The 13174-nt window shown below is 45.9% G+C and carries 8 protein-coding genes; 4 read left to right on the forward strand and 4 right to left on the reverse strand.

Annotation, left to right across the window (positions count from 1 at the left end; all coding sequences use genetic code 11):
- The first annotated feature begins 1 nt into the window (after nt 1).
- The 4 genes from ruvA to CKK33_RS05565 all read left to right on the forward strand — a co-directional run bounded on the left by ruvA (nt 2) and on the right by CKK33_RS05565 (nt 9292).
- Nucleotides 2–589, forward strand: a complete 588-nt coding sequence (gene ruvA, locus CKK33_RS05550; RefSeq protein ID WP_095703151.1) for a Holliday junction branch migration protein RuvA — start codon at nt 2–4, stop codon at nt 587–589.
- A gap of 23 nt (nt 590–612) precedes the next feature.
- Nucleotides 613–7866, forward strand: coding sequence for a cell surface protein SprA (gene sprA / locus CKK33_RS05555; RefSeq protein ID WP_233138152.1), 7254 nt, complete (start codon nt 613–615; stop codon nt 7864–7866).
- A gap of 61 nt (nt 7867–7927) precedes the next feature.
- Nucleotides 7928–8254, forward strand: coding sequence for a nucleotide pyrophosphohydrolase (locus CKK33_RS05560; protein WP_095703152.1), 327 nt, complete (start codon nt 7928–7930; stop codon nt 8252–8254).
- Nucleotides 8255–8365: 111 nt separating this feature from the next.
- Nucleotides 8366–9292, forward strand: coding sequence for a DUF4349 domain-containing protein (locus CKK33_RS05565; protein ID WP_095703153.1), 927 nt, complete (start codon nt 8366–8368; stop codon nt 9290–9292).
- On the opposite strand, the gene CKK33_RS05570 is transcribed toward CKK33_RS05565, so the two are convergent.
- From CKK33_RS05570 to CKK33_RS05585, 4 genes are all read right to left on the reverse strand, one after another.
- On the reverse strand, nt 9289–10005 hold the full coding sequence (locus CKK33_RS05570; RefSeq protein WP_095703154.1) for a 2-phosphosulfolactate phosphatase: 717 nt from the start codon (nt 10003–10005) through the stop codon (nt 9289–9291). The genes CKK33_RS05565 and CKK33_RS05570 overlap by 4 nt on opposite strands.
- 90 nt (nt 10006–10095) lie before the next feature.
- The gene (gene gcvT, locus CKK33_RS05575; RefSeq protein ID WP_095703155.1) at nt 10096–11175 is read right to left on the reverse strand and encodes a glycine cleavage system aminomethyltransferase GcvT; all 1080 of its coding nucleotides are present in this window, start codon (nt 11173–11175) and stop codon (nt 10096–10098) included.
- 50 nt (nt 11176–11225) lie between these two features.
- Nucleotides 11226–12422, reverse strand: a complete 1197-nt coding sequence (locus tag CKK33_RS05580) for a glycosyltransferase family 4 protein (RefSeq protein ID WP_095703156.1) — start codon at nt 12420–12422, stop codon at nt 11226–11228.
- 50 nt (nt 12423–12472) lie between these two features.
- The gene (locus CKK33_RS05585) at nt 12473–13129 is read right to left on the reverse strand and encodes a ribonuclease HII (protein ID WP_095703157.1); all 657 of its coding nucleotides are present in this window, start codon (nt 13127–13129) and stop codon (nt 12473–12475) included.
- Nucleotides 13130–13174 lie beyond the last annotated feature (45 nt).

Consider the following 13174-nt stretch of genomic DNA (forward strand, 5'->3'; position numbering starts at 1 on the left):
CATGTACGACTATATTGATGGTAAACTGGCGTTCAAGAGCGCCGCTTATGTGGTGATAGATGCAGGAGGCGTTGGTTACCAGATCAATATATCGTTAAATACCTATTCGCAGATAGGTGATCACGAACGTTGCAAGCTGTACACATGGCTGCACGTTAAAGAAGATGCACATACACTTTATGGTTTTGCCGATGCAGGAGAGCGCAAGCTCTTCCTGCATTTGGTATCCATATCGGGCATTGGCCCAAACACTGCCCGCATGATGCTGTCGTCCATTACCCCTGCCGAAATACAGGCGGCCATTGTACAAGGCAATGTGGCGCTTATTAAAAGTATAAAAGGCATAGGCCCAAAATCGGCGCAGCGTATTATCTTAGAGTTACAGGACAAGCTTAAAAAAGAAGGACCGGATACATTAACTTCGGTACCAACAGGGTTAAAAACGGCAAAAGAAGAGGCGCTTTCCGCCCTTGTTATGCTGGGCTTTGTTCGTAACGTTGCAGAGAAAGTTCTGGATCAGGAAATAAGCAAAAATACCGGTGTTTTAACTGTAGAACAGCTGGTTAAATTCGCCCTTAAGAACTTATAATTACTTGAATTTAATAGATTAACTTGGTAAAAACTTTTACTACTAAGCTTTTTGTAGTGATACTTTTTGTATCTGCTTTAAGCGGAGCGGGGAAACTTTATGCCAGGCAAACGCAACAAAACCAGGTCCCTAACCAACAACCTAACCAGTACCCCGCATCGCAGGGGCAGCAGCAATATCCAACACAACAGGGGCAGCAGTTCCCTAACAGGCAGCAACAATATCCAAACCAGCAATCGCCTAACCAGCCACAGCAGCAACCTTTTAACCAGCAGGCAAGGCCGGGGCAACTACCGGCAAGCAACCAGCTACCTGTAGCACCATCCGGCTCGGCAACTGCCCGTGCCGATACGGGCTTTAAACCGGGGCCAATTAAGCTGCGCGAGCCTACTACAAAAAGGGAACGTTCGGGTTTGTTTTTTAAGGACCCGCCCGGATTAGTACGCACCATTGAGTATGACCCGCTTACCAACCGCTATATCTTATATGAGCGCTTAGGTAACCTCAACTACAGGCCGCCACAGTATTTAACGTTTAGCCAATATCTGCAATTGCAGCAGCGCAGCCTGCGGCGCGATTACTTTCAGCAGCTTTCAGATAACTATGCGTTTGAGTCGCAGCAGCCGGGCTTTATCCCGCAAATAAAGGTGCGCAGCAAAACCTTTGAGCAAATATTCGGCAACTCAAATATCAACATAAGGCCACAGGGTTCGGCGGAAGTGATACTGGCCGGGCAGATCAATAAGAATGAGAACCCGCTATTTAATACCCGGCAGCGTAACCAGTTCAATTTTAATTTCGACCAACGCATACAGCTCAATGTTACCGGCGATATTGGTGATAAGCTAAAGATCACTACCAATTATAATACGCAGGCGCAGTTCCAGTTTGAGAACCAGATAAAGCTTGATTATACCGGCCATGCCGATGAGATCATCCAAAAAATAGAGGCCGGTACAGTAAGTATGCCACTCAATACTACGCTTATCACCGGCAGCCAGGCGTTATTCGGTGTAAAAACCAAGCTGCGTTTTGGCCGGCTGGATGTAACCAGTATTTTTTCGCAACAGCGTTCGCAGGCAAAGAATATTACCATAACCAATGGCTCGCAGCAGGGTAATATCTCTATCACCGCGGCAGATTACGAGGCCAATAAGCACTACTTTTTATCGCAGTATTTCCGCAATAATTATAACCGAGCACTGGCGAATATTCCCATTATCAGCTCAAACATCACCATTACCAAAATTGAGGTTTGGACCACTAACCGTACCAACGTAACCGATAACTCGCGGGATATACTGGCATTTATGGACCTGGGGGAGAACAAGCCGCATAACCCCTTGATACAAGGCGGGTCGGCTTACAGCGGTTATCCCGCGGGTTTCCAGGGACCGGGTTTTCCGCAGCAGTCCAACTCGCTTTTAGCCAACCTGCCTGCTGGTGCCCGCAATACCAACTCTAATGATGTGGCTAATTATTTCAGGGCAAGCGGCGGTACCGATAACTATGCTAAGCTTACTTACGCGCGCAAATTAAAGGATAACGAATTTACACTGCATCCTCAACTGGGTTATATCTCCCTTAATTACCCGCTCAATAATGATGAGGTACTGGCGGTGGCCTATCAGTATACCGTAAATGGCGTGCAATACCAGGTAGGGGAGTTTAGCAGCGACAGGGCTGTTAACAACGCAACACCAACGGTACTATATACCAAATTGCTAAAGAACGAACTGCTAAAAACCAACCTCCCTACGTGGGACCTGATGATGAAGAACATCTATTCATTGGGAGCTTACCAGATCAGTCCTACTAATTTCAGGCTGAACATCTCCCGGCTCGATGATAAAACCGGCATCGAAAAAACAATAATGGATGAGGGTAACAACCTTAAGGAGAAAAGATGGTTGCAGATAACCGGGCTGGATAACCTTAATCAGCAGAATGATAAATCGCCTGATGGCTACTTCGATTTCCTGGAGGGTATCACCATTGATTCGCAGAACGGGCGGATCATGTTTCCCACGATCGAGCCTTTCGGCAGCGACCTTGAAAGGCAGTTCACTTCGGCGGAAGGCGACCTTAAAGGCCGTTATGTGTACCAACCTTTGTATGATTCAACTAAAACCATTGCACAGCAGTTATTCCCTAAGCTTAACCGCTACCTTATCAAAGGGACTTACACCGGCCAGAATGGGTCGGAGTACCAGCTCAACGCGGTAAATATCCCGCAGGGCTCTGTGGTAGTAACGGCCGGAAACCTTAAATTGCAGGAAGGGACAGATTATACGATTGATTATAGCGCCGGGCGGCTGCGTATGCTTAACCAGGCTCTTTTACAATCGGGGCAACCTATTAACATTAAGCTGGAAAACAACGAGCTGTTTGGGGTGCAGCAAAAATCGTTATGGGGTACAAGGCTTGATTATCGGGTAAATCCTAAACTGGCCCTCGGTGCCACTATTATGCACCTTACGGAGCAGCCCATTACGCAAAACGAAATAGTGGGCGAAGAATCCATATCCAACACTATTTGGGGTTTCGATGCCAATTACAGTACCGAGTCGAGGTTTTTGACCCGGCTGGTAGATAAGATACCCTTTATCAATACCAAAGCACCCTCTACCATCAATTTCAGCGGTGAGTTCGCCCAACTGATGCCCGGAAGTCCCGGCGCGCTAAACTTCGCGGGTTCACGTAACGGTACCTCATACCTGGACGATTTTGAAAACAGCCGCTCGGTAATTGACATCAAAAGCGCCATTAACTGGCAGCTTTCGGGTACGCCGCAACTGTTCCCCGAGTCGCAAACCTTTAATGATCTGAGTTACGGGTTTAACCGTGCACGACTGGCCTTTTATAATATCGATCCTATATTTTATACCAATTCGGGCAACATACCGGTTTCCAGGAATGATTTGTCTAACCATTACGTGAGGCAAGTGCTGGAACAGGAGGTTTTCCCATACAAGCAATCAACCACCGGGCAGCCGCTAAGCCTGGCCACGCTTAACCTTGCTTTTTACCCTACCGTGCGCGGCCCATATAACTATACTACAACCGGTGTAAATACTGATGGTACTTTGCAGAACCCCCGCAACCGTTGGGGCGGTATTTTCCGTAAGCTGGAAACCAATGATTTTGAATCACTCAATGTAGGGTATATTGAGTTTTGGGTGCTCGATCCATTTATTTATAAACCTAACTCGACTGGTGGCGACCTGTATTTTAACCTCGGCAGTGTATCTGAAGATATATTGAAAGATGGACGTAAGAGCCTGGAGAACGCCCTGCCGGTAGATGGTATTACGTCGGATAAAGTTGATGAAACCGCCTGGGGCCGTGTATCCAGATTGCAGCCGGTAGTGAACGCCTTTGACAACAACCCGGATAACCGCCGCCTGCAGGATGTGGGTTTAGATGGCTTGAATGACGCGGACGAGAAAACAAAGTTCGCGCCTTTTTTGCAGCAAACGCAGGGCGTATTAAACCCGCAGGCTGTAGCTGCCCTTAATGCCGACCCATCGTCTGACGATTATCGCTACTATCAGGGGCAGGCGCTTGACCAGGCCGGAGCTGGTATCCTGGAGCGCTACAGCCGTTATAATGGTACCGAAGGCAACTCCAAAACGGCTGAACAATCACAGGCGGAGCTGGGCATACAAACATCGGCATCCACCTCCCTGCCTGATGGAGAGGATATCAACCGGGATAATAATATGAGCCAAACGGATGAGTACTTCCAGTACCGTGTTTCTATCCGCCCGCAGGATATGGTTGTTGGTCAGAATTATATTAACGATAAGATCACGGCCAATGTAAAGCTTCCAAACGGTACTACGCAGTCAGTTACCTGGTACCAGTTTAGGGTGCCCATAACTGATTATACCAGTAAAGTAGGCAACATACAGGATTTTAAGGCCATACGGTTTATGCGTATGTTCATGACCAACTTTGCTGATACCGCCGTACTACGCTTTGCTACCCTGCAATTGGCCCGCAGCGAGTGGCGCACCTTCAATGCTGAAAATAACCCTATAAACATCATTGCTGATCCTGCTATACAAAGCCCGGTAAATGATGGTTCTACACTGGATGTACAAGCGGTAAATATTGAGGAGAACGGTAACCGGACACCTATACCTTACGTGGTACCGCCGGGTATTAACCGCCAGCGTAACTATAATAATTTACAAACCGATACCAAACTGAATGAGCAGTCGCTGTCTTTGAACGTAACCAATCTGCGCGATGGTTACTCGAGGGCCGCTTTCCGTACGTTCTTTAATGACCTGCGCGCCTACAAACGCGTGCAAATGTTTATACATGCCGAGGGCGACCAGCTAAAGGATAACGACCTTAACGCCTTTATTCGCCTGGGGGTAGATTACCAGGATAACTATTATGAATATGAGGTGCCACTGGCCATAACCCAACCCGGCACCCGCGACCCGGGCGCGATATGGCCCGCTGTAAATGAACTGAATTTACAGCTGTCTATTTTGACTGATGCCAAGCTGGCCCGAAATAATGCCAAACTAAACGGGCAGCCCTGGCCGTTTACGGTGCCCTTTACCTATACCGATGGCAAGAACAAAGTAACTATTAAAGGCCAGCCCGACCTGAGTCGCCTGCGTACTATTATGCTGGGGGTGCGTAATCCCTATAAGGCCAACGGCAGCATAGGCGACGACGGGCTGAATAAAACGGGTACCGTATGGTTCGATGAATTGCGCCTTACCGATTTTGACCAGCGCGGCGGCTGGGCTGCAACCGCCCGTGTTGACGCCACGCTGGCAGATTTTGCCAATATCACCGTATCGGGCAGTAAGAGTACCATTGGTTTTGGTACGCTTGACTCACGTGTGAGCGACCGTAGCCGCAGCGACAACCAGATCATTGATGCTTCGGCGAGTGTTGAACTGGGCAAGTTTTTTCCGGATAAGAGCGGTATACGCATACCGGCATATGTGAATATATCCACCCAGAAAAGCACGCCCCAGTATGACCCCGGTATGGCAGATGTAGAACTGAAAAAGTCATTAGCGGCGGCGCCAAGCAGCCAGGCTCGTGATTCGATAAAAAGGGTGTCGGAAGATTTTACCGTTCGCAAGAGCATTAACTTTACCAATGTGCATAAGGAACGTACCGATGCTTCTGCACCGGCGCATGTTTGGGATATTGAGAATTTTGCCGCTACCTACGCTTATACCGAGTACCAGCACCATGATTTTATTGTGGAGAACGATATGGCAAAAACCTACCGGGTGGCGCTTAACTATAATTACACCAGGGAGCCTAAATACATTACGCCGTTTGCCAAGATCATTAAAAACAACCTGCTGGCACTGGCCCGTGATTTTAACTTTAGTATACTGCCATCCAGGTTAAATTTTAGCATCAATTTCGATCGTTTTTATTCCGAGAATACCCTTCGCAACAACGACCCTAATAATTATATTGCTATCCCTACATCGTTTAACAAGAACTTTAATATTACAAGGGTATATGGCATAGGCTGGAACCTATCCAGATCCCTTTCGCTGGATATAGATGCCACCAACCTTTCAGTGGTAGATGAGCCCGCAGGCCGTATCAATGGCCTAAAACGCGATACTTTATGGACCAATCTGATGCGCCTGGGCCGGACGGTAAATTATAATCATACCATTAACATTAACTACACCACGCCGGTAAACAAAATACCGGGGCTCGACTGGACCGCGCTTACCATGCGTTACAGCACCAATTTCAACTGGCAATCGCAACCGACGTTTGCCATTAACAACCCTACGTATGATGTGGGTAACAGTATACAAAACGCCCGTACCATACAGCTCAACCCGAACTTAAACTTTGCTAATTTTTATAACAAGTTCAGGGGCTTAAGAAAGGGGCGTGATGAAAAAACAAGTATCGGTAAACTTTTCTTGGGTGTGCTCACCAGTATTAAAAGTATAAGCGGTACTTATACCCGTACTGAGGGCACGTTCCTGCCGGGTTATCTGCCTAAGTCCAATTTCTTTGGGCAAGACCTTAATTATAATTCCCCGGGTATCGGCTTCCTGCTGGGTAGCCAGGCAGACATACGGCCAACAGCTATAGCCAACGGATGGATAAGTACCGATACCTTGCAAAATCAGCTTTTTGTAAAGTCCTTTAACGAGGATATACAGTTGCGCAGCATCATTGAGCCACTGCCGGATCTGCGTATAGAACTGAAGGCTTTCCGTACGCAGGACCGCAATTACCAAACGCAGTTTAAATATTTGGAGAGTACCCAAAGCATTGAGAACCTCAGCCCGGTAACTTCGGGTACTTACAGCATATCATTTCTTTCAATCGGTACGGCCTTCTCCAAAGGCGGTGATGTTAACCGCAATTCAGAAGCTTTCCAAACGTTTTTAGATAACCGTACCGTAGTATCGCAGCGGCTGGGCCAGCAAAACCCCAACTCGGCGGGTACGAGCGGGGGCTACGCGGATGGTTACAGCCCCAACGCGCAAAATGTGCTGGTGCCGGCTTTCCTGGCTGCCTATACCGGGAAGGATGCAAGCGCGGTAAGCCTCAACCAGTTCCCTAAAATACCTATTCCTAACTGGGATATTAAATACAGCGGCTTAGCCCGCCTGCCATTGTTTAATGATCTGTTTGACTCGTTTGATCTGCGGCATGTTTACCGTTCATCCTATAACGTTAGCGCTTACACTACTTTATTGCAGTACCAAACCATAAACGGCTACAGCAGCACACGCGACGCGAATAACGATTTCCTGCCGCTTTACCAGTTCTCGCAGGTGAGTATCTTAGAGTCGTTTTTGCCTTTACTGGGGGCGGATATGCGCTTTAAAAATAGCATGACGGCCAACGTAGAGTTCAGTAAAAACAGGTTCTTAAACCTCAGTATGCTTAACAGCCAGTTGGCCCAGCAGGATGAGAATATTATTGTGCTTGGGTTTGGCTATCGCCCTAAAAACTTCCATATCCCCTGGGGATTATTTGGCAGCGGACGCGAGAATAATGATGTGAACTTTAAACTGGATGTAGCTATCAGAGATAAAAAGCTGGTGATCTACCGTGCTGATGTGCCCGGCGCGGAGATATCCGCGGGCTCTAAAAATATCACCCTGCGCCCGTCTATAGATTACGTGATCAACCAGCGTTTTAACCTTAACCTATTTTACGATAGCAATATCACCAAACCATACACCTCGCAGGCCTTTACCACCGCGTTCACCAATTTCGGTATCAACCTGAAACTGTTACTGCAATAATTTAACGATAGCGATTACCTGCATAGCAAAACCAAGCCGGCATATTTTGTAATATTGTTTTATGGAAATTAAAGAAGCGCAGCATCTTGTAGATAACTGGATCAAAACAACCGGGGTACGTTATTTTAATGAATTGACTAACACGGCCATGTTAATGGAAGAAGTTGGCGAGGTGGCGCGTATTATGGCCCGGCAGTATGGAGAACAATCGTTCAAAAAGTCGGACAAGGAAGTGAACCTGGCCGATGAAATGGCCGATGTGCTTTTTGTACTGATATGCCTGGCTAACCAAACCGGCATTGACCTAACGGACGCGCTGGAAAAAAATCTTGAAAAAAAGAGCATCCGCGATGCCAACAGGCACAGGAACAACGAGAAGTTAAAATAACTTATTCGGAATATAAGTTCGATAAATAATATAAATCAAAATATAATTTTGTTATATATTATAATTCAGAATTTTATAATGTAAATTTGATTCAGCTAATCAATTTATATTATGAAAAAATATCTTATCCTTTCATTGCTGGTACTGGTGGTACTGGCATGTAAACAAAATCCATCTGAAAATTTAACAAAGGTAAAGGAAGCTTTGCTACCTCCGCCGATTGCAGAGAAAGTAAACAGCGTATCGTTTAAAGCGCCGGTTATTAAATCTGATAAAGAGGACGTAGGCTATAATGCCGAATCGGAGCAGCAAGAAGTTATTGGCAATAATGCAGCTGTAAGCTCCAGGCAGAAAGTCGAATCGGTTGATAAAAAGATCATTAAGGAAGGCGACATCAGTTTTGAAACGACCAACGTAGCCAAAACCCGCAAGCAGATATTAACCAACCTTAAACAATTGAGCGGCTATGCTGAAAGCGATAGTGAAACGCTGAACGGCGATGAGAACCGCAAAGAATATGTATTAGCTATCCGCATCCCTGCAGTTAATTTCGATGCGTTTCTAAATAGTGTATCCGACGCTGCAACAAAGATCGACCAAAAGAACATCCGTATTAAGGATGTTACCACAGAATTTATTGATACTAAAGCCAGGCTTAATAATAAGCTCGAATTGGAGAAGCGGTATGTTAATTTGCTTAACCGCGCCGGCAAAATGCGCGACCTGCTGGATATCGAAGAAAAACTCACCGAAATACGCAGTGATATAGAATCAACCCAAAGCCAACTTAATTACATGAGCAAGCAGGTGGAATACAGCTCGCTTAATATTACTTTTTACACTACCCAGCCAACGCAGGTAAACGCGGGGAATGGGTTTGGCTACAAACTAAAAATGGCGCTTGGTAATGGCTTTGATATTTTGCAGTCGTTATTCTTTGGGGTAATAGCCGCATGGCCATTCATATTAGCGGGAATTATTGCCTGTTTTATTGCCAACCGTTGGCGCAAAAAACGAAAAGTAGTAGCTGAAAGCTAAGCCAGATTCACTAGCTTTTCGCCCTCAAGTACCGGGATTGCCGTGGTAATGTCTATTTGCAGGCAAAAGGCAATATCTTTTTCAATGCCGAGTTTTTTCAATCGTTCGCCGTGCGATGTTTTGCTGAGGTATTGGGAAATATCATGCTTACCAAGCTGAAAAAGATCATTTGCGGCAATGGCGGGATCGTCAAGCGTGTAACCTTCGGTTTTTAGCTGTTCAACTATTGCTCCGGCGAAAAGCGTGTCTTCCAGGTTAAAGTTATTCTTCCAGCCTGAGCAAACAAGCAATATGTTCTCATGCTGCCCTTTAAGCCAGTTACAAAGCGCTGTTAAATTAAAAAATGAGCCAATAACTACACGTTTAGCGCTACGTGCTAAATGCAGCGCATGTGTGCCGTTGGTAGTGGTAAGTACAATGGTTTTACCGGCAACCTTCTCGGCAGTGTAAGAAAAAGGAGAGTTGCCAAAATCAAAGCCATCAACCACCTCGCCATTGCGTTCAGCAGCAAGCAGGTAATCTTCTCCCTTTTCGCGGTAGGCCGCGCACTCGGCAACTTCGGCCACTGGTATAATGGCTTCCGCTCCGTTACCTATACCATAAGTGATAGACGAAGTGGCACGGAATATATCAATTACCACCACAATGTAATCTTCTACCTTATATAGCGGAATGAGGGCAGGAGTAAGGCAAACGTCAAGACATTTCGTCATTGGGTCATTATAGATGTCATTGAGTCATTAGGTCACTGAGTCATTAACTATTCCAATGACTTGATGACTCAATGATGGGGCGAAGCCCTATTATTTATAAAATGGTGGTTTTACCACTTTAGCCTTTACTTTATTATCGCGGATGCTGATGTAGATCTCGGTACCTTCTTTAGCAAACTCGGATTTTATATACCCCAGGCCGATAGCTTTTTGTAATGATGGCGATTGCGTGCCTGAGGTTACTTTACCTATCTCGTTGCCTTCTGCATCAACAATCGCGTAATCATGGCGTGGTATGCCCCGGTCTATCATTTCAAAACCTACCAGTTTGCGGGTTACGCCTGCTTGTTTCTGCTGTTGCAAAGCCTCAGAGTTGGTAAATTCCTTGTTGAATTTAGTTACCCAGCCCAAACCTGCTTCCAAAGGTGAGGTGGTATCGTCAATATCATTGCCGTATAAACAGAAGCCCATTTCAAGGCGCAGGGTATCACGTGCGGCCAAGCCAATAGGTTTAATGCCAAAAGGCTCGCCGGCCCTGAATACTTCGTTCCAGATATGTTCGGCATGCTCGTTATCAAAATAAAGCTCAAAGCCACCGGCGCCGGTATATCCCGTAGCCGAAACAACTACATTATCAACACCGGCAAATTTGCCTTTAGTGAAGGTGTAGTATTCCATTGATGCCAGGTCAATATCTGTAAGGCTTTGCAAAGCGTCAGCCGCTTTGGGGCCTTGTACAGCCAATAGCGAGGTGCGGTCTGAAATGTCTTTCATCTCCACACCTTTGGTGTTGAATTTTGATATCCAGTTCCAATCTTTCTCAATGTTTGAGGCGTTAACTACCAGCATGTACGTTTTTTCGTCAATGCGGTAAACCAGCAGGTCGTCAACAATACCGCCATCTTCATTTGGCAGGCAGGAGTATTGCACCTTGCCATCATAAAGCTTAGCCGCGTCGTTACTGGTAACGCGTTGTATGAGGTCAAGGGCGTTTTCTCCTTTAAGGATAAACTCGCCCATGTGGCTTACATCAAATACACCTACACCCTTGCGCACGGTATCGTGTTCAACATTTACACCTGTATATTGTACGGGCATATTATAACCGGCAAACGGCACCATCTTGGCGCCTGCTTTTACATGTATAGGAGTTAAGGCGGTATTCTTCATGAAAACAATTTAATGGGGCAAAAATAGGAAAATAGCTGTACCTGACAGGTCTATTTTAAAACTGTTTGGTAAAAATGGATGAGTTTTGGTGTAATAATACTTACATCATGCTGCTCTTCTACCAACTTGCGGGCATTAAGGCCGATCTCACGGCAATAATACTCGTCAATGAGGCATCTTTTTAACGCGCGGTAGAATTCATCGGTGGTGTTGGCAATGATGATATTTTTCCCATTTTCAATATTAATTCCCTCGGCGCCGGCGGATGTTGAGATAATGCATTTTTGCATAGCCATTCCCTCCAGAATTTTCACCCGCATACCCCCGCCGGATAATAGCGGAACGATCATGATAGCTTTGCTATTTACAAACTCAAGGGCGTCATCTACCTCGCCATGTATGAAAACCTTTCCTAAAACCTCGTAATCGTCATATTCCTCGGGTATGTTGTGGCCGGCAATGTATAGCTTCGCTTTCAGGTCGCCGTCGGTTATTTCCTTATGAAAATTATCCATAAACCATTCTACGCCTTCGCGGTTAGGCATCCAGTCTAATGAGCCAAGGAAAAACACGCCCGAAAAATCGGTTTTATTTAGGTCTGGCCGGTAAAGGGAGATGTTAATGCCAATTGGGAGAACGGTAACGGGTATTCGTGCGCCAAAATCAAGCAGCGATTGCTTGTCCTGCTGCGTAAAAGTTACAATAGCATCAAACAGGTTAAGCAGCCCGAGTTCGTAGTTTTTTATGCGTTTGGCGAGTAATTTTAAATACCACTTTTTAAAAGGGTCACTTTTTTGGCGGGCCAGTTTTTCCCAAACCTGGTGTTCAATATTATGCGCCCTGAAAATTACTTTTGCCTTTGAACTTCTTCGTATCGCGCCCAGATATGGCGCTACGAATATCCCTTCGAGCTGCACAATATCATAGGCATTATCGGTAAGCGTTTTAATTAGTAGTTTTTCGAACCCCGGGTTATAAAACCGGTCAATATTGTAGGTGTTTGAAGTGAAGAGGTTGCTTACCGCTTCAACCATAGTTACCCGTATATCAATGTCATATTCGGTGTAACTGATACGGTCAAGCAATGCATCGCGTTCCCGCAGGCCCGAATGCTTTTTAACATTGAGTGATAACAGGGTAACCTCATGCCCCAGATCAACCAGGCCCTTTATGGTATTACCTACCACAATGGGGTAACCGCCGTTTTGCGGAAACGGTGCACGGTGGGTTAAGATAAGGATCCTCAAGCTTACGGGTTAGTTGGTTTGGTGTAAAGTTATAACCTTACAGTTAAGGGTCAAACGCCTTCTTCAAAAATTAGCAGTTGTGGATCGGTTACTTTAAAACTTTTACGGTGATATGGCGTATGGCCCATTTCTAAAACCATTTTGCGGTGGCTAATGGTTGGATAACCTTTATTAGAATGCCAGTTATACTCCGGATGTTCAGCAGCTATTTGCTTCATATAATCATCCCGATAGGTTTTGGCTAAAATAGAAGCGGCGGCTATACTGAAATATTTAGCATCGCCCTCTACAATGCATTTGTGGGGCACATCGGCATATTTGTTGAAGCGGTTACCATCGATAATTAAAAATTCGGGTTTAAGATGCAGTTTTTCAACCGCACGGTGCATAGCCAGGAAAGATGCGTTAAGGATATTGATCCGGTCTATCTCATGGTTATCGCACCAGGCAACAGCGTGTGCTATGGCTTTTTCTTCTATCTCTAAACGTAGCTGGTAGCGTACCTCTTCGGTAAGTTGTTTGGAGTCGTTAAGCAAGTGGTGGTCAAAATCTGCCGGTAGTATTACAGCCGCTGCAAATACGGGGCCCGCGAGACAACCACGGCCGGCTTCGTCGCAACCGGCCTCTAACAATTCGTACTGGTATCTGGCTGATAACGTCCTGCGTTCCTTCACAATCTTCACTTTCCTGGGCTGTACCTTCTTCATGTATTATACAAATATCAAAAACCCGTGGCACGACTGCAAGTGCGG

This window comes from Mucilaginibacter sp. MD40 (assembly GCF_002288635.1).
In the GTDB taxonomy this organism is placed as follows: domain Bacteria; phylum Bacteroidota; class Bacteroidia; order Sphingobacteriales; family Sphingobacteriaceae; genus Mucilaginibacter.

Bases quoted from the DNA above. Each gene is read 5' to 3' on its own strand.
- ruvA (WP_095703151.1), top strand. From the start codon at position 2: ATGTACGACTATATTGATGGTAAACTGGCGTTCAAGAGCGCCGCTTAT.
- CKK33_RS05560 (WP_095703152.1), top strand. From the start codon at position 7,928: ATGGAAATTAAAGAAGCGCAGCATCTTGTAGATAACTGGATCAAAACA.
- CKK33_RS05565 (WP_095703153.1), top strand. From the start codon at position 8,366: ATGAAAAAATATCTTATCCTTTCATTGCTGGTACTGGTGGTACTGGCA.
- CKK33_RS05570 (WP_095703154.1), bottom strand. From the start codon at position 10,005: ATGACGAAATGTCTTGACGTTTGCCTTACTCCTGCCCTCATTCCGCTA.
- gcvT (WP_095703155.1), bottom strand. From the start codon at position 11,175: ATGAAGAATACCGCCTTAACTCCTATACATGTAAAAGCAGGCGCCAAG.
- CKK33_RS05585 (WP_095703157.1), bottom strand. From the start codon at position 13,129: ATGAAGAAGGTACAGCCCAGGAAAGTGAAGATTGTGAAGGAACGCAGG.